Origin of the sequence: Lientehia hominis, from assembly GCF_021044755.1 — a bacterium.
Lineage (GTDB): Bacteria > Bacillota > Clostridia > Lachnospirales > Lachnospiraceae > Lientehia > Lientehia hominis.
Genome location: NZ_JAJNOR010000003.1, coordinates 67,952 through 92,616, shown reverse-complemented (window position 1 = coordinate 92,616; position 24,665 = coordinate 67,952). Strand labels below are relative to the sequence as shown.

General features: G+C 50.4%; 21 protein-coding genes. 13 read left to right on the top strand and 8 right to left on the bottom strand.

The genetic code is table 11. From position 1 onward, the window contains the following. Positions 1-43: 43 nt before the first annotated feature. The 9 genes from LQE92_RS06220 to LQE92_RS06180 all read left to right on the top strand — a co-directional run bounded on the left by LQE92_RS06220 (position 44) and on the right by LQE92_RS06180 (position 9,724). Positions 44-283 (top strand): RNA-binding S4 domain-containing protein, encoded by a 240-nt coding sequence (locus LQE92_RS06220; RefSeq protein ID WP_147596259.1) that lies wholly within the window; start codon positions 44-46, stop codon positions 281-283. A gap of 61 nt (positions 284-344) precedes the next feature. After that, positions 345-632, top strand: coding sequence for a sporulation protein YabP (gene yabP / locus LQE92_RS06215; protein ID WP_147596258.1), 288 nt, complete (start codon positions 345-347; stop codon positions 630-632). Positions 633-644: 12 nt separating this feature from the next. After that, positions 645-1,244 carry a spore cortex biosynthesis protein YabQ gene (gene yabQ / locus LQE92_RS06210; protein WP_231062130.1) on the top strand — a complete coding sequence of 200 codons (600 nt, stop codon included), beginning with the start codon at positions 645-647 and terminating at the stop codon, positions 1,242-1,244. Then, entirely contained in the window at positions 1,237-1,455 is a 219-nt protein-coding gene (locus LQE92_RS06205; protein ID WP_231062129.1) for a septum formation initiator family protein, read from the top strand. The genes yabQ and LQE92_RS06205 overlap by 8 nt, the downstream gene beginning before the upstream one ends. Before the next feature lie 128 nt (positions 1,456-1,583). Beyond that, a complete protein-coding gene (locus LQE92_RS06200; protein ID WP_231062128.1) occupies positions 1,584-3,248 on the top strand; it encodes a SpoIIE family protein phosphatase in 1,665 nt (554 codons plus the stop codon). Between the two features lie 124 nt (positions 3,249-3,372). Then, on the top strand, positions 3,373-4,854 hold the full coding sequence (gene tilS, locus LQE92_RS06195; RefSeq protein ID WP_231062127.1) for a tRNA lysidine(34) synthetase TilS: 1,482 nt from the start codon (positions 3,373-3,375) through the stop codon (positions 4,852-4,854). Positions 4,855-4,881: 27 nt separating this feature from the next. Continuing rightward, a complete protein-coding gene (gene hpt / locus LQE92_RS06190; protein WP_231062126.1) occupies positions 4,882-5,406 on the top strand; it encodes a hypoxanthine phosphoribosyltransferase in 525 nt (174 codons plus the stop codon). A gap of 15 nt (positions 5,407-5,421) precedes the next feature. Continuing rightward, the gene (gene ftsH, locus LQE92_RS06185; protein WP_269141881.1) at positions 5,422-7,233 is read left to right on the top strand and encodes an ATP-dependent zinc metalloprotease FtsH; all 1,812 of its coding nucleotides are present in this window, start codon (positions 5,422-5,424) and stop codon (positions 7,231-7,233) included. A 427-nt stretch (positions 7,234-7,660) separates the two neighbouring features. Then, the gene (locus tag LQE92_RS06180; protein ID WP_231062125.1) at positions 7,661-9,724 is read left to right on the top strand and encodes a glycoside hydrolase family 13 protein; all 2,064 of its coding nucleotides are present in this window, start codon (positions 7,661-7,663) and stop codon (positions 9,722-9,724) included. A 26-nt stretch (positions 9,725-9,750) separates the two neighbouring features. On the opposite strand, the gene LQE92_RS06175 is transcribed toward LQE92_RS06180, so the two are convergent. The 8 genes from LQE92_RS06175 to LQE92_RS06140 form a co-directional block, all read right to left on the bottom strand. After that, on the bottom strand, positions 9,751-10,257 hold the full coding sequence (locus LQE92_RS06175) for a transcription repressor NadR (RefSeq protein ID WP_231062124.1): 507 nt from the start codon (positions 10,255-10,257) through the stop codon (positions 9,751-9,753). A 99-nt stretch (positions 10,258-10,356) separates the two neighbouring features. Then, complete coding sequence (locus LQE92_RS06170) at positions 10,357-12,396, bottom strand: thioredoxin domain-containing protein (protein WP_231062123.1); 2,040 nt, start codon at positions 12,394-12,396, stop codon at positions 10,357-10,359. Beyond that, complete coding sequence (locus LQE92_RS06165) at positions 12,393-13,304, bottom strand: tocopherol cyclase family protein (protein ID WP_231062122.1); 912 nt, start codon at positions 13,302-13,304, stop codon at positions 12,393-12,395. Before LQE92_RS06165 ends, LQE92_RS06170 begins: the two co-directional genes overlap by 4 nt. Next, on the bottom strand, positions 13,297-14,736 hold the full coding sequence (locus LQE92_RS06160; protein WP_231062121.1) for an FAD-dependent oxidoreductase: 1,440 nt from the start codon (positions 14,734-14,736) through the stop codon (positions 13,297-13,299). Before LQE92_RS06160 ends, LQE92_RS06165 begins: the two co-directional genes overlap by 8 nt. Positions 14,737-14,796: 60 nt before the next feature. Continuing rightward, entirely contained in the window at positions 14,797-15,600 is an 804-nt protein-coding gene (locus LQE92_RS06155) for a class I SAM-dependent methyltransferase (RefSeq protein WP_231062120.1), read from the bottom strand. A gap of 46 nt (positions 15,601-15,646) precedes the next feature. Next, a complete protein-coding gene (locus LQE92_RS06150; RefSeq protein ID WP_231062119.1) occupies positions 15,647-15,946 on the bottom strand; it encodes a hypothetical protein in 300 nt (99 codons plus the stop codon). 450 nt (positions 15,947-16,396) lie between these two features. After that, positions 16,397-17,125 (bottom strand): lysophospholipid acyltransferase family protein, encoded by a 729-nt coding sequence (locus LQE92_RS06145; RefSeq protein WP_231062118.1) that lies wholly within the window; start codon positions 17,123-17,125, stop codon positions 16,397-16,399. 21 nt (positions 17,126-17,146) lie between these two features. Then, positions 17,147-18,619 (bottom strand): nicotinate phosphoribosyltransferase, encoded by a 1,473-nt coding sequence (locus LQE92_RS06140; RefSeq protein WP_231062117.1) that lies wholly within the window; start codon positions 18,617-18,619, stop codon positions 17,147-17,149. Positions 18,620-18,895: 276 nt separating this feature from the next. Between LQE92_RS06140 and leuB the strand changes: the two genes are divergently transcribed. The 4 genes from leuB (at position 18,896) to serC (ending at position 24,656) form a co-directional block, all read left to right on the top strand. Beyond that, positions 18,896-19,984, top strand: coding sequence for a 3-isopropylmalate dehydrogenase (gene leuB / locus LQE92_RS06135; protein WP_231062116.1), 1,089 nt, complete (start codon positions 18,896-18,898; stop codon positions 19,982-19,984). A 43-nt stretch (positions 19,985-20,027) separates the two neighbouring features. Then, complete coding sequence (gene ilvD, locus LQE92_RS06130) at positions 20,028-21,695, top strand: dihydroxy-acid dehydratase (RefSeq protein WP_231062115.1); 1,668 nt, start codon at positions 20,028-20,030, stop codon at positions 21,693-21,695. Between the two features lie 29 nt (positions 21,696-21,724). Then, on the top strand, positions 21,725-23,413 hold the full coding sequence (gene ilvB, locus LQE92_RS06125; RefSeq protein ID WP_269141880.1) for a biosynthetic-type acetolactate synthase large subunit: 1,689 nt from the start codon (positions 21,725-21,727) through the stop codon (positions 23,411-23,413). Positions 23,414-23,570: 157 nt separating this feature from the next. Further along, positions 23,571-24,656: a 3-phosphoserine/phosphohydroxythreonine transaminase gene (serC, locus tag LQE92_RS06120; protein WP_231062114.1), complete on the top strand. Its 1,086-nt coding sequence runs from the start codon at positions 23,571-23,573 to the stop codon at positions 24,654-24,656. Positions 24,657-24,665: the final 9 nt, after the last annotated feature.

Below are 24,665 nucleotides of genomic sequence, written 5' to 3'. Positions count from 1 at the left end.
TGCCGCAGGGACTGCGGCAGTTTTTTGCATAATAGGAGGATCCATGAGATTAGATAAGTTTCTGAAAGTATCCCGCATCATCAAGCGGCGTACTGTGGCCAACGAGGCCTGTGACGGCGGCCGTGTGCTGGTCAATGACAGGCCGGCCAAAGCATCTCTGAACGTGAAGGAAGGAGATATCATAGAAGTACAGTTTGGAAACCGCTCCGTAAAGGCAGAGGTTCTTAAGGTCCAGGAGAGCACAAAAAAAGAGGACGCGGGAGAAATGTACCGTTACCTGTAGTCATAGGGGCTTATCCTTCTGCATAGAATCCCAATAGGACAATGCAGAAGGGAGAGATTGGATGGAGGAACAGAGGCAGAGGGCGAAACCCCACAAGGTGATGCTTGACAAACGAGCCCACGCAATGATAAGCGGTGTCCAGGAAGTGGTATCCTTTGATGAAAAGGAAGTGATTCTGGAGACAGAACAGGGGACTTTGACCATAAAGGGAGAGGATCTGAAGGTGAGCCGTCTTACTGTAGAGCAGGGTGAGGTGGATATCGGGGGCAGGATGGACAGCTTTGTTTATTCTGAGAGCCGCGGAAGAAAGGCGCAGGGAGAATCCTTCCTGGGGCGTCTGTTTAAATAGCCTATGAGCGGGATGATTCGGGAAGAGGCGGACTTCCTTCTGGTGTCGCTTCTTTGGGGGGCAGGCCTTACGGCTGCGTATGACTGCTTTCGCATCGCAAGAACGGCGGTGAGACATGCTTCCTGGGCGGTAGCCATTGAAGATTTTATTTACTGGGTCTTTGCAGGCTTTGCACTGTTCTATCTTCTGTTTACCATGAACGATGGAAATGTCCGGTGGTATGCACTGGCGGGCGCGGCATCCGGCATGTGGCTGTATCATATAACCCTGAGTCCGATTTTAGTGAAGATATTTGGAACAATATTCCAATATATCATGAAAGGGCTGGCCTTTCCGGCAAAAACTGCGGGGCGGCTATTGAAAAAGTGGACGAAATGCCTTACAATGAAAATAAGTGCAGTTTGGAAAAAGCGAAAGCAGAGGCTGCAGGAGAAGAAAGCCCGGAGAGAACAGGCGCAGAAGAAAAAGGAAGACAGCGCTTTAAATGAGAAGGACCGCGGTGAAAAGCATGGCAGGAAGCAGAAGGAAAAAGCGTTACAAAAGACAAAGCAAAAAGGTCATTCTGGGGATTCTCCTGGTGGTGGCCCTATTAGGCGGCGCGGTGATGTATAAGACAAAGACATTGCAGGCCAGGGATGACCGGTACGCGGCCAGAGAAGAGAATATTAAGAGTCAGATTGAAAGCGAGGAGCAGAAAGCCTCGCAGCTGGAAGAGCAGGAAATCTACGTGAAGACGAAGAAGTACATAGAGGAGATCGCAAAGACAAAACTGGGGCTGGTGATGCCCGGAGAGACGCTGTTAAAGCCGAAAAATAACGATTAATGAAAGACCCTGGGTCATGGAAGGAGCCGGGGTCTTTTTCTGTCGAAAACTTTTATGCAGGGGCTGTCCCCTTTCGACAGCCTTCCCGCGGACAAAACGTTATAATATTCTCTCAGGGAGGTATTGTAATGAAAAAGGAGACTTTTGTGCGGGCGGTCCTGGCCTTGGCTTTTGGCTTTATGCTGACAGCGTTTCTGGCCCAGGGGAAGACACTGGCCTCGATCGTGAGGACCGGCATGTATTTCAGTGTATTGTTTGTCGGATATAAATTTGGAGCCGGAATCGGCGCGGTGGCGGGGACAGGCTGTGGGATCATAGAAACCATCTGGCAGGGAGATCTGTCGGTGATGGGAATGCTCTGTCTGACGGGAGTGCTGGCGGGAGTTTTTCGAAGCCTTGGCCGCGCAGGCAGTACCTTGGGATTTCTGGCGGGAGCGGCGGCAGCCGGAATCGTCTATCTTCCTCAGGAGATCGATCAGGGAATCGTGGAGTTCTTTATTGCGGCGGCGGTCTTTCTGCTGATACCGCGGAGCCTGTGCCGGAAGACAGAAGTAAAGCAGGCGGCAGTAAGGCCATTTCCGTTTTATATGCCGGGAAGGGAACGGACGGCGGCACAGCGGGTGCAGTCTGTATCGGAATCCATGGAAAAGCTGGCGAGTACATTTTCCCAGTGCGGCGGGACAAGCTCTTCCAGTGAACAGGATGAGTTTGTGGTCGAGGAAGGGATTCCGTCGGTATCGGGAGGAGAGATGGCCCTGCCGCTGGAGAATCTGGTCTGGAAGGGCCGTTACGAGGAATGCCGGGAAGCCGTGGCGGAAGGCTTTAAAGAGATGGAACGGATCCTTTCTGAGCTTTCTGAGGACATCGAAGCGACGGAGGATATCTCAGATCAATATAAGGACAAGATCCGCAGAGAGCTGCGGCTCAGACGGATAAAAGTAGAGAATATCATGATTCTGGAAAAGGAGAATGAGAAGCGTGAAGCGTTTCTCACCGTCCAGGCGTCGGGAAACCGCTGTATGACAGTCAGGGAGCTGGCGGAAACCGTCAGCCGGACAGTGGAGGAAAAATTTCTTCCGTCTCTGGACAGCAGAAGGATCGTGACAAAGGAGCCCTGCACGGTAAGGCTGATAAAAGCGCCGGGCTATATGATGCTTCACGGCATAGCCCGGGCGTCCAGAGAAGGAGAAGAGCTGTCGGGGGATAACTTCACCTTCTGCTCCATTCCGGACGGACGTCTTCTGTTCGGTGTCGCCGATGGCATGGGATCCGGAAGAAGGGCGTTTCGGGACAGCGAAGTGGTGATGGAGCTTGCCGAACAGCTTTTATCCAGCGGCTTTAGCTTGGAAAGGGCCATTCGCCTGATGAATGCGGTTCTGCTGCTTAAGGACCAGGAACAGCGGCCGATCACTGTTGATCTGGCGGTGGCAGATCTGTATTCTGGGGTCTGTGAATTTGTAAAAGCAGGCGGAGTGACGACTTTTTTGAAGCGGGGGAGAGAAATTGAGACTATAAAAGCGGATGGACTGCCGGCGGGGGTCATCAGCCGGGCTGAGCCAGAAAGGCTGGAAAAACAGCTGCGCGACGGCGATAAGATCGTCATGGTGACGGACGGCGTTCTGGACGCTCTGGAGGGAGAGGATAAAGAGGAGACCATGAGAGAGATCCTGTCCTGTACATCTGGAGAAAATCTTCAGGATGCGGCAGATGAGATTCTCCATTATGCCATGGTCTCCGGCACGGACTGCCGGGATGATATGACGGTGCTTACGATTGGGATTTGGAAAGCATAGGCATACACTTGATTTCGTCTTCGAATTCAAGTATAGTATTAATTAACAGGAATTGGTAAACGGATCGTTTGGAGCCGGATACGAAGGAACGGGGTTCCGATGGTATGGATTATGAGGACTTAAGATGCTTCAGGAAGTATTGGACGTCATAAAAACGGAAGATTTGATGCGGGCAGGTGAGCTGGTCGTGGCCGGTGTTTCCGGCGGGGCAGACTCCATCTGCCTTCTTTCTGTGCTTTCGGAGCTAAAGGAGCAGCTGGGCATCCGGCTGGCAGCCGTTCACGTTCATCATGGGATCCGTGGAGAAGAAGCGGAAAGAGATGCGGAATATGTCCGCCTTTTCTGCAGAGAAAGAGAGATTCCGTGCAGGGTCTTTTACAGGGATGTGCCGGCAGCTGCCAAGGAGAAGGGGCTCTCGTTGGAAGAGGCGGGCAGGCAGATCCGATATGAATGTTTTGCGGAGGCACTTAAAGAATGGAACGGGGACCGGGTGGCCGTGGCGCACAACAGGAATGACAATGCAGAGACCGTACTGTTTCATCTGTTTCGCGGGAGCGGGCTCAAAGGCTTGGCTGGAGTGGCTGCAAAAGGGCCGATGCCGGGAGATCATGCGGGAGACCGGGAGGTGCTGGTGCGCCCGCTTCTTTTCGTTTCACGGAGGGAAATAGAGGACTACCTGGAAACGAAACAGATTGCGTACTGCCGGGACAGCACCAACATGTCGGAGGATTACAGCCGGAACCGAATACGACACCAGATTCTCCCCCAGGCGGAATTGGTGAATCAGGAAGCCGTGCTCCATATCGTCCGGGCGGCCGGCATGATAGCGGAGCTGGATAAATGGATGACAGAAATAACCGGAGAATGGATTCGGGAACACTGCCGGCATGATCGTGATATGGAAGGGGCAGGAAGAGGAGCGTATATTCGGATACCCTCCGCGGAGCTGAAAGGACTGGAGCCTGTCCAGGCCGGTTATGTGCTGAGGCAGGTTATAGAGAGCTTGTCGGGAAGCCTTAAAGATATCACGAAGCGGCATACGGACAGCATATTGGAGCTGCTGGAAAAACAGTCCGGGCGGTATGTGCATCTGCCGGGAGGTTTTACAGCGGAGAAAAGGTATGACGAGCTGTGGATAGGACGCCGGAGCAAGCAGGGAGCGGAAGGAGAGAATACGAAGGGGCCGGAGGAGAGGTCTGGACAAGGAGTTCTTTTAAGACCGACTGAAAAAGAGCAGTTTTGTGAATTGTTTGGATTCTGCGTATATTATCGGATACTTACCCGGCAGAGGGACGAAAAAATTCCGGAAAACAGGTATACGAAATGGTTTGATTATGATAAAATAAAAGACAGTCTTTGTCTGAGAGGCAGATGTCCGGGGGACTATTTTCAGGTTTTTCCCAACGGCGGAAGACAGACGGTAAAGGCGTATATGATAAATGAAAAGATTCCTTCCGGCAAACGGGGGAGGATTCCGATTCTGGCGGATGGAAGCCATGTGCTCTGGATCATAGGCGGACGTATCAGCGAGGCTTATAAAGTGACAGAAGAGACAAAACAGATACTTGTGGTGACTGTCAGAAAAAATAGGGTAGAAATGGATTAAAATTCAAAAGAAAAGAGGATACTCGATATGGAAGATAAAATCAGGGTATTGATTCCTGAACGGGAAGTGGATGAGAAGGTAAAAGAGATCGGAAAAAGGATCAGCGAAGATTATGAAGGAAAATCCGTCCATCTCATATGTGTGCTGAAGGGCGGGGTGTTTTTCACATGTGAGCTGGCCAAACGGATTTCAGTTCCGGTATCTCTCGATTTTATGTCGGTCTCCAGCTATGGTTCAGGTACCGAATCCAGTGGCGTGGTGAAGATCGTCAAGGATCTGGATGAGCCTTTGGCCGGGAAACATGTACTGATCGTGGAAGACATCATTGATTCCGGCAGGACACTCAGCTATCTGATCGAGATCCTGAAGCAGAGGAACCCTGCGGATATCAGAATTTGTACCCTTCTTGACAAGCCTTCCAGGCGGGTGAAGAAGGAGGTCCGGGTAGACTATACCTGTTTCAGTATCCCCGATGAATTTGTAGTCGGATATGGGCTGGATTATGACCAGAAATACAGAAATCTGCCATACATTGGCGTGGTAGAGTTATAAAAGGAGGCTTTTGGATTGCAGAAGCAGAAAAGCGGGCTGGGATTCTATCTGGCGGTAGTGGCCGTGATCATCCTGGCATTCATGTGGATTCGCAAAGATTTGCTCAAAGGGGACGTGTGGTCCTATCAGGAGCTTGTGGAGCAGGTAGAGCTTGGAAATGTGACGAAGGCGGAGATTTATCCCAACAAGGAAGTGCCTACGGGATCAGTCAAGCTGTTCTTTAATAACGGCGGCACGCCGAGGACCTGGAATGTGGAGGATATTAAAGAGGTTAAGGAGCTTCTCCTGGACAGCGATATCGAAGTCCTGATGGACAGCATGCCGGAGGAAGATACCTTTTTCACGATCGTACTTCCGATCATCATCGGGATGCTGATCGTGGCGATGCTGGTCATGATGATTCTGAACCGCTCCATGTCCGGGGGCAGCAATCAGAAGATGATGAATTTCGGCAAGAGCCGGGCGAAGGTGGCCAGGGATGGTCAGGGCATCAATTTCAAAAAGGTGGCCGGCCTTGATGAAGAAAAAGAGGACCTGGCGGAGATTGTGGATTTTTTGAAAAGTCCCGGAAAATATATGAAGGTAGGAGCCAGGATACCGAAGGGCGTCATTTTAGTGGGACCTCCAGGAACCGGCAAGACTCTGCTGGCAAAGGCAGTGGCAGGAGAAGCGGGCGTGCCGTTTTTCAGTATTTCCGGTTCTGATTTCGTAGAGATGTTTGTGGGCGTCGGCGCGTCCCGCGTCCGTGATCTGTTTGAGGATGCGAAGAGAAGCGCTCCCTGTATCGTATTTATTGATGAGATCGATGCGGTGGCCAGAAGGAGAGGCACCGGCATGGGCGGCGGCCATGATGAGAGAGAGCAGACCCTGAACCAGCTGCTCGTGGAGATGGACGGCTTCGGCGTCAACGAAGGAATCATCGTGATGGCAGCTACCAACCGTGTGGACATTCTGGACCCTGCCATACTGCGCCCCGGCCGTTTTGACAGAAAAGTTGCGGTAGGAAGGCCCGATGTGAAAGGGCGCGAAGAAATCCTGCAGGTCCACGCTAAAGAAAAGCCGTTATCGGAAGATGTGGATCTTAAGAAAGTCGCCCAGACAACGGCTGGATTTACCGGAGCGGATCTTGAGAATCTGATGAATGAGGCTGCTATATTGGCAGCGAAGGAAAACAGAGAGTATCTGAGCCAGAGGGACATCGAACGTTCCTTTGTGAAAGTAGGAATCGGAGCTGAAAAAAAGAGCAAGGTGATATCCGAGAAGGACAGAAGGATCACGGCCTACCACGAGAGCGGCCACGCTATTTTGTTCCATCTGCTTCCGGATGTGGGGCCTGTTCATACGGTATCCATCATCCCTACCGGCGTCGGTGCGGCCGGTTATACGATGCCCCTGCCGGAGCAAGATGAGATGTTCAATACCAGAGGCAGGATGTTCCAGGAGATTGAAGTCAGCCTGGGCGGAAGGATTGCGGAGGAATTGATTTTCGATGATATCACCACCGGCGCTTCCCAGGATATCAAGCGGGCTACGGAGATTGCCCGGGATATGGTTACAAAATATGGTATGTCTGAGCGGATCGGTATGATTTGTTATGGAAGCGATGATGACCAGGTATTTATAGGACGGGATCTGGCCCATACGAGGAGCTACGGAGAAGAGATTGCTTCTACAATCGATGAGGAAGTAAAGCGGATTGTAGACCATTCCTATGCCAGGGCGAGGAGTCTTTTGAAAGAGCATGAGGATATTCTCCATAAGAGCGCAGACCTTTTGCTGACCAAGGAAAAGATCGGACGTGAAGAGTTTGAGGCTTTGTTTGCATAGAAAATCAGGGATGTGAAATCGGTATCATAAAAAATGAGGGGAAAATCACGTGGCTTTTATGAAATTTGATAGCGGACGGCGAAAGACTAAAATCATACGCCGTTAAAATTGCTAAAACTATTTTTTAAATTACGGAAACTTTGTGCACACTTAAGTGCTGCACAATGCTATAATAAAAAACGTAAAAACCCCCCCCAATACATTTTTATATAGTTTTGCTACACCCCATAAGAAAGAAATACCTTCTCCTAAAAAGGACAGCACTGAAAAGGCTGTCCTTTTTACCGTCTATTGGCAATTTATGGAGAATGGCTGATTTATCGGAAATGTCAGGTTGTGTAAAAAGGTATTTTGGTATAGAATGATATTAAGGTGGACTTTTATCCACCTGTTTGCGTTTGAAATCAGGGAGATAAGGAGTGTTTGTATGCACCGTACTGATGGGATAAACAAACGGGCTCTTTTTAGTGATGAAACGGCGGAATACCGATGTCCGATGGAACCGGAGGCCGGAGATGAAGTGCTTATACGGTTCAGGACGGCGGCAAGGGACGCAGATTCTGTCTGTCTGCTGGAGGCAGAGAGCCTGAATGAGATCAAACTGATTCTTGTTGAGAGAGATGATGTATTTGACTATTATGAAACGCGGATTCGATTGTCAGAAGCTCATTTTGCATATTGCTTCCGTGTTGTAAAGGATACAGAAACCTGCTGGTATAATAAGACTGGAGCATCGGATTCGCCTGGATGGGAATTCGCTTTCCGGATCGCTCCGGGGTTTTCCACTCCCGACTGGGCCAAGGGAGCTATCATGTATCAGATATTCGTGGACAGGTTCCGGAATGGCAGCAGCAAAAATGATACCAGGGATGGAGAATATGTTTATGTAAATGGCCAGCCGGTCCATCATGTGGAGAACTGGTACCAGTATCCGGAGCCCCTGGATGTGAATAACTTTTACGGAGGAGACCTGCAGGGTGTCCTGGAGAAGCTGGATTATATTAAGGGGCTGGGAGTAGAGGCGATTTACTTTAACCCTTTGTTTGTATCGCCCTCAAACCATAAATATGACATACAGGATTACGATTATATAGATCCTCATTTTGGAATGATCATAAACGATATGGATAAGTCTGTAAGCGCCGGCGGAGAGAACAGAGAAGCAGAGCGGTACATTACCAGGGTGACGGATAAAGTGAACCTGGAGGCGAGCAATGCGTTCTTTGCGGAGCTGGTCGAGGCAGCCCATGAGAAGGGAATGAAGGTCATCCTGGACGGCGTGTTCAATCACTGCGGCTCTTATAATAAGTGGATGGACAGGGAACGGATATATGAAAACCAGGAAGGTTATCAAAAGGGGGCCTATATATCTTATGACAGCCCGTATCGGGAGTTCTTTAAGTTCACCGGCGGACAATGGCCGTATAATAACCACTATGACGGCTGGTGGGGATATGAAACGCTTCCGAAGCTGAATTATGAAGAGTCCAGAGAATTGTATGAATATATCATGGAGATTGGACGAAAATGGGTTTCACCTCCCTATAATGTGGACGGCTGGCGGCTGGATGTGGCGGCCGACCTGGGTCACAGCGAAGTGTTCAATCATCAGTTCTGGAGAGATTTCAGAAAAGCGGTCAAGGATGCAAAGCCAGATGCGCTTATTCTGGCAGAACATTATGGCGATCCCGGCAGCTGGCTGGACGGAGATCAGTGGGACACGGTGATGAATTATGATGCGTTTATGGAGCCTCTGACTTGGTTTCTGACCGGGATGGAGAAGCACAGTGACGAGCGCCATGACGAGTATTATGGAGACGGAGAGCTCTTTTTCCAGATCATGTTCCGTCAGATGAGCCGTTTCCATGTACAGTCTCTGCAGGTGGCGATGAATGAGCTTTCCAACCACGATCACTCTCGCTTTCTGACGAGGACTAACCGAATGGCAGGCCGTACTGGGACGCTGGGGCCGGAGGCAGCGGAAACGGGAATAAAAAAAGGCGTCCTCCGAATGGCCGTGGTGGTTCAGATGACCTGGCCGGGCGCTCCTACAATTTATTATGGGGATGAAGCGGGGCTTTGCGGATGGACCGACCCGGATAACCGACGGGGCTATCCCTGGGGCCGGGAAGATTTGGAGCTGATTGAATTTCACAAATACCTGACAAGAATACGAAAGAGCAATCCGGCTCTTAAAACGGGTTCCATAAAGCCGCTCCTGGCCGACAGGAACCTGATATGCTATGGACGGTTTAAAGGAGATAACCGGTTGGCAGTCGTTCTGAACAACAGTGAAAAAGAACAGCAGGTACAGATTCCAGTCTGGGAAATCGGCGTAGCTCCGGAAACATTCATGGTCAGGATCATGCAGACCGCTTATAATAGTTACAACAGCGGCCGGCTGGCCATACCAGTGAAAGACGGAATGCTTACGGTAGATATACCGCCGGAGAGCTCCATGATATTCCGGGAGATGGAAAACGTCGTCTGAAAGAGACAGGCCGATTTGAGCCAGGGTCATGTTTTCAGAAAACCGTGCTTGTGTAATTCTGTTTCAATTTCATTTAAAGTCACTTCAGAATCTGCTTTGACCGTGTGGTAGTGGTCGCCGCAGGTAATGGTCATCAAAGGACTTGAATTACCGTTGTTTATATTGCCTACAAATTCCAGGACTTGTCTCCTGGTATGTATATCCAGTGGAGCACGGAGCTCTCCGTAGGGCTCGTGCTCCACAAATACATCTACGACGGTCGCGCCGAAATCCACGATGATGTTCAGCTCTTCCAGGATATCTTCGTTTTTATGGTTTACATGGAAGACTCTGCTGTATTCTGTAAGGCTGGTGCAGAGATATCCACGGTTTGTGGCCAGGATATCGTAGTCAGCGGCCCGGAGCAGGGCGATGTCCTGGACGATCACCTGTCTGCTGACACCGAGGGCTTTTGCCAGCGTTTCTCCGGAAACCGGCCCGTCACTATTTTTCATACATTTCAGAATTTCCTGTCTTCGCTGTTTTCCATCCATCCTGTTTTTTCCTTTCTTCCCTTTTTCAACATACTGCCTTGTCACCTGTATATACTGCCTATTATACAATTCTTTCCGCCTTGTTTACAAGATATTTCCTTAATAATTCCTGTTTTCTGTTTCTTCCAGAGAATATACAGGCGCCGAACATGTACCATTCTGACAGACATAGTACATGGTCCCCGACGGCGGAAGCGGGTATTCAGAAGTGAAGGGGGCGGCAACGGCCAGTTTTTCTGCATTTTCCGGTGTTTTAAGGAGCATATGGAAACTTCGCTCCGGATGCCGGTTTTTGTGATCACGAAGTTCTTTTGCTGCTTGTCCGGTCTCTGTGCCGGCTGTGACGCATATCACATCCTCCTCAATTCCCTCCTCTGCCAGCTGGGCGAGTAAAAACATGGTATGTCCGGAGGGACGCTCTTTTGCCTGGGCCTGCATGAAGAGCATTTGTCTTTCGGCCGATGTTCGGAAGGTTTCTTTTCCGCTCAAATGGGCCAGCTTGTGGAGAGCGGCTGCGGCCATGGAATTTCCAGAAGGCAGAGCGCCGTCATAAGTATCTTTGGGACGGAGGACAAGCGTTTCACTGTCCTGTCCGTACAGATAATAGCCGCCTTTCCGCGTATCTTCAAAAAGCCGCTGCATGTTTTCAGCCAATTCCTCAGCGCGCAGAAGAAGCTCTGCTTCGAAGGTCGTTTCATATAAGCTCAGCAGACCGCACAGATAAAACGCATAATCTCCCAGCTGGCCGGGAATGGAGGCCGTCCCGCTTCTCCAGGAGAGAAAGAGGCAGCCGGAGCTGTCTGTCAGATTCTTCTCCAAGAAGTTTTTTGCTTTGATGGCTGCCCGAAGATAGGCGGGATCTCCTAAAACGGAGTAGCCTTTTACCAATGCCAGGATCATGAGTCCATTCCAGGCAGTGAGTACCTTGTCATCGAGATGGAGACGACAGCGGGTCTTTCGGTATTGATACAATGCTTCTTTTTCTTCGATGTCCTGAGAGAAATGTGTTTCCCAATCGAAATTTCCCATAAGATTGGGAATGCTTTTTCCTTCAAAGTTTCCATAGTCCGATATATGGTACTCATTACAGAACGCTTCTCCGTTTTTTGTTCCAAGCACATTTTTGACTTCATCAGGAGTAAAGACATAATATTTTCCCTCCACTCCGTCACTGTCCGCGTCTTGTCCGCAGAAAAATTCACCCTGACTGCCGGTAAGCTCCCTGAAAATATAACGGAAGGTTCTGCGGGCGGCCGTTTCGTATTCTGTTTTTTGGGTGAAGGAATAAGCTTCCAAAAGGCTGAAGGCTAAAAGGGCGTTGTCATACAGCATTTTCTCAAAATGGGGTACCAGCCACTGCCTGTCTGTGGAATAGCGGGAAAAGCCGCCTCCAATGTGGTCAAAGAGTCCGCCCTGAACCATTTTGCTGAGAGTGTTTTCTGCCATTTTCATAAACCAGTCATTTTTTACCCGTTTGGAATAACGCATCAGAAACAGAAGATTATGGGGGATGGGAAACTTGGGCGCTTCTCCAAAGCCGCCCCATTTTGAGTCATAGGCTGTATGAAGCTCCGCCGCGGCCTGGGCGGTAAGCCTTTCCGGATGATCGGACTTAGACGAAGTTCCATCGGAATTACTTTCGGAGTTGTCTCTTAAAAATCCGGTAATTTGGTCGCCGGCTTTTAGAAGATGGATCCTGTCATTTTTCCATCTGTTTTCTACAGCTTCCAAAAGTACTAAAAGCCCCATTTTTCCATGATGAGATTTCTTTGGAAGATAGGTGTCCACATAAAAGGGCTTTTGATCCGGCGACATCAAAACGGTGAGCGGCCAGCCGCCGGAACCGGTCAGGGTCTGACAGAATTCCATATAGACGGCATCCACATCCGGCCTTTCCTCGCGGTCAACTTTTATGGAGATAAAAGAACGGTTCAAAACTGCGGCTACTTCTTCATCTTCAAAGGATTCATGTGCCATTACATGGCACCAGTGGCAGGTGGAATATCCAATGCTGAGGAAGACGGGTTTTTTCTCTGCGGAGGCTTTTAGAAATGCTTCTTTTCCCCAGGGATACCAGTCTACGGGATTTTTGGCATGCTGCAGCAGATAAGGTGAGTTTTCTGTTTTCAGGTGATTCATTCCGTCTCCTTTTCCTCACATGTGTCTTCCCACGTGCTTTCAAATCCGGCTTTTTGTGAAACGAGAGAAAATAAAGGATCCCCGTTTTTAGACAGCCGATATTCCACCGGACAGGATGGGGATTCTATTATGATACGGTCCATATTTCCGGCTTTTGGTGCGTAAAGCGGCTGGCCAGACAGGCCTTTTCCCAGATAACGGACTTCCAGCAGAAATCCATTTTGTTCCACGGCCGCGTAATCCCGGTCCACATAAATGACTCGTGCTCCCAAATACGTAGCAAGCCGGTATTCCTTTCCTCTATAGAATATGATTCCGATGCATCCGGATATCTGCTTTGTGAGAATGGGGATTTCGGCCACCGACAGCATGATACTGAAATTTTTTCCTGAGCATTGTGTCCACAGGTACTGATTCGGAAACGAGTGTCCCCGATCTCCTTCAATATATCCGAAACTGTTTTGAAATACGAATGGCTTTCCGTTTACTTGGAGACAGCCGTCTACCCGGTGGGCCATACTGAATACGCTGTGGCGGCAGGGATGAAAAGGTACCGCGTTGAAGGGCCCCATCACATCATAATCCGGCGGAGCAAGAGGTCCATAATACAGCTCTCCTTTAATCTCCAGATGTTTTCCACGAAAATCCAGAGAACACCCGGATTCGGAAAAGCGGCTGTTCCCCAAGTATAGGGAGAAAGGGGTCTCAAATACCCGGAATTCTTCGGCCGAATATTCCAGGAGCTCGCTCTCCTTATCCGTGACCGCCTGAAGAGTAGCAAAACGTTTTCCTCTTTTGTCTGCATGATAAGCGGGAATCATGGCGAGGGTGCCGTTTTTTCCCTGCTGTTTAAAATACCAGCCCTCAAAGTAGGACCGTTTTTTCTTTTCACCGTGAAATTTAAACATGCTTCAGTCCTTCCTGGGCGGGATCATCGATCAAATGCCCTTCATAATCGAACCGGGAGCCGTGGCAGGGGCAGTCCCAGCTTTTTTCGTCAGGATTCCATTCCAGCTGGCAGCCAAGATGAGGGCATTTGGGGGAAACCACATGAAGCTGTCCGTTCTCATCTTTGTAGACGCCGGCTTTTTTTCCGTCATATTCTACGATTCCTCCGTGTCCCTTCGGCAATGCGTCGGTTTTATCCCTGGGAGGTGAAAAGAGCTGACGGGACAGATCCCGGACTGCGTGCAGGCCGTCGTCCAGAAAAATCCGCGCCGACGCGGAGGGAGTAAACCTCTGCGGTGAAAAAAGATTGGAAGCCGGACCCTGGCAACCGAGGATCTTATCCCGTATGATCATGGCAGAGACCATGGAGAATGTCATGCCCCATTTGCCGAAACCGGTGGCTGCGTACCAGTTCGGTGTTTCAGATGAAAAGGTTCCGATATAAGGAAGTCCATCCAGTGTCATACAGTCCTGGGCAGACCAATGGGCCTTTTCTATGCACTCTGGCCAAAGTGCCCTGGCCTGTTTGCGGAGCAGATCGTACTGTTTTCCCCTGCGGTTTTCTCCTGTCCGGTGTCCCGCTCCGCCGAACAAGAGAAGATTTTCTTCGCTTCTCAAGGAAAGCCCGTTTTTGTCGGTTCCCAAATACATCCCTTCAGGCAGAGATGTTCCTTCCAGCGCCAGAACATAACTCCGCTCCTGATGCATACGCATGAAGTAATACCCTGGTACGTTTAAGAAAGGGTAATGAGTCGTAAATATGATATTCTCTGCCGTTACGGAACCATTCGCTGTCCGGACCTGATGCTTGTCCACGTTCAGCACTCGGCTGTTTTCAAAGACAGTCAGTTTTTCAGCTGCCGTCCCCAGGAATTCCAATGGATGGAACTGCGCCTGATTTTTAAAGCGTACGGCTCCTTCTACTTTGAAGGGCAGCTCTGTTTCAGTTGTAAAGCAGGCGTCTATTCCGGCCCTTTTGGCAGCGTCCGCTTCCTTTTTAAGTGTTTCCGATTCTTTTAAAGAATAAAGATAAGCGGAAGTGTCCTTAAAATGACAGGATATTTTTTTGTCCGCAATGATCCGCCTGTACTCATCGATGGCTTTTTCATTGTACTGGGCATATTGAGATGCCTTTTCTTCTCCAAAGGAAGTGACGAGCTTATCATAGATCAGCCCGTGCTGAGATGTGATCTTTGCTGTCGTATTTTTAGTCTGTCCGCTGCCGATTCTGGAAGCCTCCAGAACCACAGTGCGGATTCCGGCTGCCTCTAAAAGATAGGCGGTCAGAATTCCAGCCATGCCGCCGCCAATGACGGCCGCGTCTGTTTTTAAATCCTCCGTAAGCGTTTGACGCTCCGGAAGTTCTTTTGTCTTTGTCCATATCGAGTCCATAGTAATCACCCCGGTATTAGGGTGCTCCAAACATTGGAGAAGTAAACATAAAATAACATATTAAAAAGAGGTTGTTTTTTTAGATTTCAGGACTGCCACAGCCGCATAATGCAGGACGGAAAATTTTTCAGGCGCTGTTTTATCGAGAAGGGCCAGGTGCTCTTTTTCAAATTCAGCCGTTTTTTCCGGGCTGAGGGAAGCGCCGATCCCGCGGCAGGCTTTCATCCTGCCGTTCCAGCTCTCTTTTGTAAAAGGAATCCGCAGGTCAAAGACCTCACTGGATTCCAATTGGAAATAGGGGGAGTAGACGTCCGGAATCTCAATGGGATGGCGGTATTCTCCACAGCCGGACCAGGAGGGGTTATAGCGCAGCACCAGTTCTTCACTGGCGCCGGCGACCACATCTTCTCCGGGAAGCCATGCCAGATACAATACCGCCATAAGGCCGCCGGGTTTTATCATGTGATAAAGCTTCAGAGCCAAGGTCTCATGGTTAAAATAGAAGAAGCACTGACAGGCAGTCACAGCATCGAAGCTGTTGTCGGGAAAGGGAAGTTTCTCCGCAGGGCAGCAGAGGAAGGGGATATCCATACCCGCTTCCGCACATAGCTGTCTGGCCTGACTGATTTGTTCCTCCGAAATATCCGTGCCGGTGAAGAGGGCGCCTTGTTCATACAAGTTACGGGGAAGGACACCGGTCCCAGTTCCGAGATCCAGAACCCTCTGTTCCTTTATACAAACGCCGGCATCTATAAGCTTCTGGTAGAATTCCGGTGGATAGATGTCCCGGAATCTGGCATAGTCCATAGAAGCCCTTCCCCAGTCAAAGCCTTTACCGCCGTCGATTCTATTATCATGGATCATATCGTGTGGCCTCCTTTTTTTAAATCTATACCTTTTGAAATCATTTCTAGTTAATTCCGCTTAAGCTCCGGTTAAACACCGTCAGAAGTTCCGGGCCGTCACGATTTCGGTTCGCTGGCGATGCAGAGGCCGCTTTATCCCCGCTCCGGCAGTACCGCTCACATGTCGACAGGAAATCTTTATGATTTCCCGTCTCCTGTTCCCTCAGAAACGGAATCGGATTTTCCGTTTCTGCCTCCCTCCGCTTGGAGAACACCGGCCACTTCCCTGCGGCGCTCACCTTTAGGCCGGCCCGTAATCTCTCTGCCGGTGCCCTGTCTGCCGCACTGTACGGGACAAATTTCATTTCTTAGATTCCAGAAAAGGATTGGATAGCCACACGGCCCGCATGCCTTACGGCAGCGGGCCGCGGTGAGCCGCCACAACGGCTTTCGGAACAAGTGAGCGCTTATTTCGGTGCGGAAGAAAAAGCAGGAGGAACGATCCGATTCCATCGTAAGGGGAGCGCCGCAGGGGCGTTAGCAGAATCTTCCCGGCCGCAGGGAGGCAAAAATCGCATATCATGCGGATTTTTGTTGGAATCTGACATGGAAAAATATCGATTTTTCCATGTCAGCTGGAAAAGACCGACCGAAGGCCGCAAAGATTCTGGTTACGGTTGCCAGCGAGCCGCTTGGATGGAAGCGGATTTCCTCTTGCTTTGTAAATCTGACAGAGAAAACTTGTTTGAAAGATCTTCAAAGGTACAGAAAAACAAGAACCGGGGACATGGAATGTCCGAACGGTCCTCGTCTTACTATTCTTTATAATCGTCCGGGAGCATGCTCAGGATTACCTGCCTGGTATAGGCTCCCAGGAATTTCTTCTGTTCTTTTTCAAGATCTTTGATTTCTATAGGTTCCCCGAAGGTGACGGTCACATGAGACTTTTTTACCCAGGGAAAATGATTTTCAAAGATTTCCGCCGTACCGGTCATGGCAACCGGTATGATTGGACATCCGGACTTTTCGGCAATCTTCATGCTGCCTTCTTTGAATTCCAGCATGCCTTTTCCCTTGTTTCGGGTGCCCTCCGGGAAAATCCAGATACTGATTCCTTTTTTCACGTAGTCGATGCCGGTGAGAATGGTCTTAAGACCTTCTTTGATGTTATCCCGGTCTAAGAACAGGCAGTGGAGATTTTTCATCCAGTTGGAAAGAAACCAGATTTTTTCCATTTCCTTTTTTGCGACGAAGCCTGCTTCTCCTTTGATCAGCCGGTAGCCGATGACGATGTCAAAAAAACTTCTGTGGTTGCCGACATACAGCACAGGTCTGTCGGCAGGCACGTTTTCCCTGCCGATGACTTCAATCTTGGTGCCGGCCAGCCAGATTATAATGTCAAATGCGCGCTGCACCAGCCAAAGTGAACTTTTGGATTTTTTCTCCGGGCTGAATTTTCCGATGATCCATTCTACCATGAGGGCGGGACTAAACAGGACCAGGAAAAAAAACAGGAAAATGCCGATCAAAAATATACGTATCATAGAAGTCTCCTTATGTGGCTGTTATCTCCCCTGATGGTGAGTCATATTGTCCACGGATTCCAGAAGGCTGTTTTTCATGGCATGGAGCTTGGCAGAGAGATCGATATGCGCCCGATGAGGGTTGATCAAACGCTTGGCTTCATCCCACAGGGTGCCCAGCTCCTGCATGCAGTAGGAACGGATATCCATGACAGAGGGAGATTCATAAACACATTCCCCCTGTTTGAAGATCTGAGCGGGCAGTTCACGAATGGTATAAGTGCCCGGGGCCAGATGCGTCTTTTTCCAGGTATCGATGGGATCAAATAAAAGAAGCGGCTGGTCGGAGGAGTAGGACTCATCCACCAGAGCGATCAGGTCCGCGATCATCTTGCCGGTATCCGCGCCGTAGATCCGGTATACGGTCTTGTTGCCCGGATTGGTCACCTTTTCAGTGTTTTCTGACAGCTTGATCTTTGGTATGAATTCTCCGCTGTCCTTGTCCTTTAATGCAACCAGCTTGTACACGCCTCCGAAGGCGGGGCAGCCGCTGCTGGTGATCATGTTTGTGCCGACGCCCCAGGAATTGATGGCGGCGCCCTGTGTTTTCAGGCTGTTGATCAGATCCTCGTCCAGGTCGCTGGAAGCGGAAATGACGGCGTCATTGAACCCGGCCTCGTCCAGCATCCCTTTTGCCTTTTTGGAAAGATAAGCCAGATCGCCGCTGTCCAGGCGGATTCCATAGCCCTTTAAGGGAATCCCCGCCGCTTTCATTTCATTGAATACCGTAATGGCGTTGGGGACGCCGGAACGGAGAGTATCATAAGTATCCACCAGAAGAATACAAGCGGTGGGATAAAGCTTCGCGTAGGTGCGGAACGCGGTCAGTTCATCGGGAAAGCTCATGATCCAGCTGTGGGCATGAGTGCCTTTGACCGGGACGTCAAACATTTGACCGGCTAAAACGTTGGAGGTGCCGATGCATCCGCCGATCATGGCGGCGCGGGCGCCGTATATGCCGGCATCGGGGCCTTGAGCGCGGCGGAGGCCGAATTCCATGATGCCGTCTCCTCTGGCGGAATGGACCACTCTGGCTGTCTTGGTAGCAATCAGGCATTGGTGGTTGATGATATTTAATATAGAAGTTTCGACCAGCTGTGCCTCCATGATAGGGGCGACCACTTTTACAAGGGGTTCTCTGGGGAAGATCACAGTACCTTCCGGAATGGCGAAAACATCTCCGGTAAACCGGAAATCCCTCAGATAGCCGAGAAAGTCTTCCTCAAACAATCCGGTACTTCTCAGATAGCCGATCTCCTTCTCTCCAAAGTGCAGGTTTTTGATATAGTCGATAACCTGTTCCAGACCGGCCATGACGGCATAGCCATTGCCGCAGGGATTAGTCCGGTAAAAGACATCGAAGACTGCCGTTTGGTTGGTCTTCTCTTTGAAATATCCCTGCATCATAGTCAGTTCATATAGGTCTGTCATCAGCGTCAGGTTTCGATCGCTCATAGTGTCTCCTTTCGATCGGGCCGCAAAGTCTGTTAAAAGGCCCATTAGCTACATTATAACATGAAAAAAAGATTCCACAAGCGGCACATATAAGTTTACAGGTGACATGACTATAATTTGTATGTATTAAAAAAAACAATTCTATAACGGAATGTTATGCCTGAAATTCCATTCTCGTATGGGTGAATCCCTGGAAAATCTTTTGTACTGCTTGAAAAACAAAGGGAAATAGGATACTATAAAGGATAACTGAATATAGAAGGAGAGGAATATAACATGAATTTTCGGATCGCAGTGATACCCGGCGACGGCATCGGGCCGGAAATCGTTACCGAGGCTATGAAGATTCTGGACAGAGTCGGAGCCGTATATGGCCATACATTTACATATAAGAAGCTTTTGATGGGAGGGGCATCCATTGATGTCCACGGTGTACCTCTTACAGAGGAGACTCTGGCGGAGGCAAAGAACAGCGATTCCGTTCTTTTGGGAGCGGTGGGAGGAAATGTAGGAAATTCCAGATGGTACGACGGGGCGCCAGAGACAAGGCCTGAGGCGGGTTTGCTGGGTATCCGCAAGGGCCTTGAATTATTTGCGAATATTCGTCCTGCGTGGCTTTATAAGGAGCTTGCGGATGCCTGCCCCCTTAAAAAGGAAATCGTCGGAGACGGTTTTGATATGGTCATTATGCGCGAGCTGACCGGCGGACTGTACTTTGGGGAGCGTCATACAAGAGTGGAGAACGGAGTCCGAAAGGCGACGGATACGCTGGTCTATGATGAAAATGAGATTCGGAGGATTGCGGTAAAAGCGTTTGAGATTGCAGGGAAGCGTTCCGGAAAGCTGATCAGTGTCGACAAGGCGAACGTACTGGATTCCTCCAGGCTCTGGAGAGCCGTGGTAGAGGAGACGGCAAAGGAGTACCCGGACGTGGCGGTCAGCCATATGCTGGTGGACAACTGTGCCATGCAGCTGGTGCTGAGTCCCGGGCAGTTTGACGTGGTGCTGACGGAGAATATGTTTGGTGATATCCTGTCGGATGAGGCCAGTGAGATCACGGGATCCATCGGTATGCTGCCTTCTGCCAGCCTGGGAGAGACAAAACTGGGACTCTACGAGCCCAGCCATGGATCTGCGCCGGATATTGCGGGCAAAGATACCGCAAATCCCATTGCGACCATACTATCGGCAGCCATGATGCTCCGTTATTCGTTCGATCTGGATGAGGAGGCGGATGCGGTGGAGGCCGCGGTACAGAAAGTATTGACCGAGGGGTTCCGTACAGGAGACATTTATTCGGAAGGATGCAGGAGGGTGGGAACCAGAGAAATGGGCAGCCTGATCGCGGACAGAATTCAAAAATAGAGACGAAGCCAGTTTGATGTTCAGAAAGGGTATGGTGAAACAGATGAGAAGTGATGCAGTTAAAAAGGGGATGCAGCAGGCGCCCCACAGATCGTTGTTCAATGCATTGGGTTATACAGAAGAAGAGCTTGAAAGGCCGCTGGTCGGTATAGTCAGCTCCCACAATGAGATTGTTCCCGGACATATGAACCTGGATAAGATCGTGGAAGCTGTAAAAATGGGAGTCGCCATGGCGGGCGGCACCCCTATCGTATTCCCTGCGATCGCTGTGTGCGACGGAATCGCCATGGGACATGTGGGGATGAAATATTCTCTGGTGACCAGGGACCTCATCGCGGATTCTACGGAATGTATGGCGCTTGCCCATCAGTTTGACGCGTTGGTGATGGTGCCCAATTGTGATAAAAATGTTCCGGGGCTTCTGATGGCCGCGGCCAGACTGAACATCCCGACTATTTTCGTGAGCGGCGGTCCCATGATGGCCGGACGAGTACACGGAAAGAAGAGAAGCCTTTCCAGCATGTTTGAAGCGGTGGGTTCCTACAGCGCCGGAACCATGTCTGAAGATGAGGTGCGGGAGTACGAGCGAAGAGTGTGCCCCACCTGCGGTTCCTGTTCCGGTATGTATACGGCCAACAGTATGAACTGTCTGACCGAGGCACTGGGCATGGGACTTCCCGGAAACGGTACGATCCCCGCCGTTTATTCTGACAGGATTAAGCTGGCAAAGCATGCAGGCATGCAGGTCATGGAACTCCTGAGGAGAGACATCAAGCCTCAGGATATCATGACGGAAAAGGCGTTCCTCAATGCCCTCACAATCGATATGGCGCTGGGATGCAGCACCAACAGCATGCTCCATCTTCCGGCCATTGCCCATGAGGCAGGCGTGGACTTGAATGTGGATATTGCCAATGAAGTCAGCGCGCGGACCCCGAATCTGTGCCATCTGGCGCCGGCGGGCCCCACTTATATGGAAGATTTGAACGAAGCCGGCGGTGTATATGCCGTGATGAATGAGCTGACGAAGAAAGATCTGCTGTATACGGATTTGATCACGGTCACAGGAAAGACCGTAGGAGAGAATATTTCCGGGTGCGAGATTCGGGATAAGGAAGTGATCCGTCCTCTTGACAATCCCTACAGCCAGACAGGCGGTCTTGCTATCTTGAAGGGAAATATTGCTCCTGATTCTGCGGTGGTGAAGCGTTCGGCGGTTGTCCCGGAGATGATGAAGCATGAAGGGCCCGCCAGAGTCTTCGACTGCGAAGAGGATGCTATCGCGGCTATTAAGGAAGGAAAGATCGTATCCGGAGATGTGGTTGTTATCCGTTACGAAGGCCCGAAGGGCGGGCCGGGCATGAGAGAGATGCTGAATCCCACCTCTGCCATTGCCGGCATGGGTCTGGGCTCCAGCGTCGCGCTGATCACGGACGGCCGGTTTTCCGGCGCTTCCAGAGGGGCCTCCATCGGCCATGTATCTCCCGAGGCAGCTGTGGGCGGTCCCATTGCTCTGATTGAAGAAGGAGATATTATTCAGATAGATATTGACGCCAATTCCCTGAACGTAAATGTTTCAGATGAGGAGCTGGCGGCGAGGCGGGCAAAATGGCAGCCCAGGGAACCGAAGATCACAAGCGGTTATCTGGCCAGATACGCAAGTCTCGTGACATCCGGAAACAGAGGAGCAATTCTGGAGATAAAGAAATAGGCGGAAGTTTTTGGAGAGGAGGATGGATTATGAAATTGACAGGTGCGGAGATTGTAGTTGAGTGCCTGAAGGAGCAGGGTGTAGATACCGTTTTCGGCTATCCCGGCGGCACGATACTGAATATATATGATGCGTTATACAAACATTCCGATGAAATCCACCATATCCTGACATCCCATGAACAGGGAGCCTCCCATGCGGCTGACGGATATGCCAGGGCTACGGGAAAGGTAGGAGTCTGTCTGGCCACTTCCGGCCCCGGCGCTACCAATCTGGTGACCGGGATTGCCACGGCGCAGATGGATTCGGTGCCTATGGTGGCGATCACAGCCAATGTGGCGGTGGACCTGCTGGGAAGAGATACGTTTCAGGAGGTGGACATTGCCGGGGTGGTGATGCCGATCACCAAGCACAGCTTCATCGTAAAGGATGTGACGCAGCTGGCCGATACGCTCCGCAGAGCGTTCCGCATTGCTATTGAAGGAAGGCCGGGACCTGTACTGGTGGATATCACCAAGGATGTGACGGCGACGGAGACGGAATATACGCCTCAGAAACCGGTGCCGGTGCTTCCAAAGGTGAATACGATAAAAGAAGCCGATATCGAAAGAGCGGTGAAGCTCATTGAGAGATCCAAACGTCCCTTTATATTTGTGGGAGGCGGCGTGGTCATTTCAGGTGCTTCTGAGGAGCTGCGGGAATTTGTTGAAAAGGTGGACGCTCCTGTGGCCGATACCCTGATGGGAAAGGGCGCGTATCCGGGAGAGGATGAGAGATATACCGGCATGGTAGGCATGCACGGGACTAAGACATCCAATCTTGGGATTACCAAAAGCGATCTGCTGATTACCATAGGAGCTCGGTTCAGCGACCGGGTTACTGGAAACACTAAGCGCTTTGCCAGAGACGCTAAGATACTTCATATTGATGTGGACGCCGCGGAGATAAACAAGAATGTGAAGACAGAGGCTTCCGTCATTGGAGACGCCAAAGCTGTTCTTAAGATTCTCAACGACCGTCTTACGAAGCAGAATCATCATGAATGGGTGGCTGAGATTGAAGAGATGAAGGAGAAGCATCCTCTGACCTACGACCATGAGATGCTCACCGGCCCTTATGTGGTGGAGACGCTTTATAGACTGACCGGCGGCGACGCAATCGTGACGACTGACGTGGGCCAGCACCAGATGTGGGCGGCTCAGTTCTATAAATATAAGAAGCCCAGGACGTTTATCACGTCGGGAGGTCTTGGAACTATGGGGTATGGCCTGGGAGCCGCGATGGGAGCCAAGACGGGATGTCCCGATGTCCCGGTATTTAATATCGCCGGTGACGGCTGTTTCCGGATGAATATGAATGAGATCGCAACGGCAGCCCGTTATAATATCCCTGTGATCGAGATCGTCATCAATAATCATGTGCTGGGAATGGTACGCCAGTGGCAGACGCTGTTTTACGGAAAACGCTATTCCTCCACGATCATTCGGGATAAGGTAGACTTTGTAAAAGTCGCGGAGGCCATGGGAGCCAAGGGCATCCGGGTGACAAAGAAGGAAGAAGTGGAGCCGGCCATTAAAGAAGCGATGGCGGCCGGAGGTCCTGTGGTAATTGACGTACAGATTGACTGTGACGATAAGGTATTTCCGATGGTCGCGCCTGGCGGAGCCATTGCAGAAGCCTTTAATCAGGAAGATCTGGACAAGAAAGAGGGTAAATAAAGCAAGAATTTAACAAAAAATGAACCGGGCGGCTTTACAGCTTCCCGGTTTCTGTATTATACTTAAAGTCAGGCATAAAATATGGCTGCGTAAGGTAAAACTGCCTCAGGGCAGATAAAAGATATTATATGCGGCAGAGGCTGCGAGGAGGATTTTGATGAAGAGAGTTTACAATTTTTCGGCGGGACCGGCGACACTGCCGGAAGAGGTATTGAAAGAGGCTGCGGATGAGATGCTGGATTTCCAGGGCACCGGAATGTCGGTGATGGAGATGAGCCACCGCTCCAAGGCGTTTGATAAGATCATAAAGGACGCGGAGCAGGATCTGCGGGACCTGATGGGAATTCCGGATAATTATAAGGTGCTTTTCCTTCAGGGAGGGGCGCATCTGCAGTTTGCCATGGTTCCGATGAACTTCATGAAGAATGGGGTGGCAGATTACATTGTGACCGGAAATTGGGCGAAACGGGCCTGGAAAGAGGCTTCTAAATTCGGAAAGGCCAACTGCGTAGCATCCAGTGAGGACAAAAACTTCAGCTACATACCGGACTGTTCCAATCTTCCCATTGATGATGACGCCGACTATGTTTACATATGTCAGAATAATACGATCTATGGGACTCAGTTCCACACACTTCCCAATACGAAGGGCAGAACTCTGGTGGCGGATGTATCCTCCTGCTTCCTGTCTGAGCCGGTGGAGGTGGAGAAATACGGAATGCTGTATGGCGGCGTGCAGAAGAATATCGGTCCGGCCGGAGTGGTGATCGCGATTATCCGCGAGGATCTGATCACAGAGGACGTATATCCCAATACTCCCACCATGCTGCAATATAAGACCCATGCAGATAAGGAATCTCTGTATAATACACCGCCGGCATATGGCATATATATCTGCGGTAAGGTGTTCAAATGGTTAAAGAAGATGGGGGGCCTGTCTGCCATCAAAGAGCGGAACGAGAAAAAGGCGTCGCTGCTTTACGATTTTCTGGATGGGAGCAGACTGTTTAAGGGTACGGCTGAAAAGGATTCCCGTTCCTATATGAATGTGGATTTTGTGACTGGAGATAAGGAACTGGATGCCGAGTTCGTGAAAGCGGCGGAAGCGGCGGGCCTGGCAGGCCTTAAAGGACACAGAAGCGTGGGCGGCATGAGAGCCAGCATTTATAATGCCATGAGCGTTGAGGGAGTAGAGGCGCTTGTGAAGTTCATGAAAGAATTTGAAGAAAGACACAGCAAATAGTGGAGGAAA

Coding starts and splice junctions, on each gene's coding strand:
- serC (WP_231062114.1), top strand. CDS start 23,571: ATGAAGAGAGTTTACAATTTTTCGGCGGGACCGGCGACACTGCCGGAA.
- ilvD (WP_231062115.1), top strand. CDS start 20,028: ATGAGAAGTGATGCAGTTAAAAAGGGGATGCAGCAGGCGCCCCACAGA.
- yabQ (WP_231062130.1), top strand. CDS start 645: ATGATTCGGGAAGAGGCGGACTTCCTTCTGGTGTCGCTTCTTTGGGGG.
- leuB (WP_231062116.1), top strand. CDS start 18,896: ATGAATTTTCGGATCGCAGTGATACCCGGCGACGGCATCGGGCCGGAA.
- tilS (WP_231062127.1), top strand. CDS start 3,373: ATGCTTCAGGAAGTATTGGACGTCATAAAAACGGAAGATTTGATGCGG.
- LQE92_RS06145 (WP_231062118.1), bottom strand. CDS start 17,125: ATGATACGTATATTTTTGATCGGCATTTTCCTGTTTTTTTTCCTGGTC.
- LQE92_RS06140 (WP_231062117.1), bottom strand. CDS start 18,619: ATGAGCGATCGAAACCTGACGCTGATGACAGACCTATATGAACTGACT.
- LQE92_RS06170 (WP_231062123.1), bottom strand. CDS start 12,396: ATGAATCACCTGAAAACAGAAAACTCACCTTATCTGCTGCAGCATGCC.
- LQE92_RS06150 (WP_231062119.1), bottom strand. CDS start 15,946: ATGAAATTTGTCCCGTACAGTGCGGCAGACAGGGCACCGGCAGAGAGA.
- LQE92_RS06220 (WP_147596259.1), top strand. CDS start 44: ATGAGATTAGATAAGTTTCTGAAAGTATCCCGCATCATCAAGCGGCGT.
- hpt (WP_231062126.1), top strand. CDS start 4,882: ATGGAAGATAAAATCAGGGTATTGATTCCTGAACGGGAAGTGGATGAG.
- LQE92_RS06175 (WP_231062124.1), bottom strand. CDS start 10,257: ATGGATGGAAAACAGCGAAGACAGGAAATTCTGAAATGTATGAAAAAT.
- LQE92_RS06155 (WP_231062120.1), bottom strand. CDS start 15,600: ATGATCCATGATAATAGAATCGACGGCGGTAAAGGCTTTGACTGGGGA.
- LQE92_RS06180 (WP_231062125.1), top strand. CDS start 7,661: ATGCACCGTACTGATGGGATAAACAAACGGGCTCTTTTTAGTGATGAA.
- yabP (WP_147596258.1), top strand. CDS start 345: ATGGAGGAACAGAGGCAGAGGGCGAAACCCCACAAGGTGATGCTTGAC.
- LQE92_RS06160 (WP_231062121.1), bottom strand. CDS start 14,736: ATGGACTCGATATGGACAAAGACAAAAGAACTTCCGGAGCGTCAAACG.
- LQE92_RS06205 (WP_231062129.1), top strand. CDS start 1,237: ATGTATAAGACAAAGACATTGCAGGCCAGGGATGACCGGTACGCGGCC.
- LQE92_RS06200 (WP_231062128.1), top strand. CDS start 1,584: ATGAAAAAGGAGACTTTTGTGCGGGCGGTCCTGGCCTTGGCTTTTGGC.
- LQE92_RS06165 (WP_231062122.1), bottom strand. CDS start 13,304: ATGTTTAAATTTCACGGTGAAAAGAAAAAACGGTCCTACTTTGAGGGC.
- ilvB (WP_269141880.1), top strand. CDS start 21,725: ATGAAATTGACAGGTGCGGAGATTGTAGTTGAGTGCCTGAAGGAGCAG.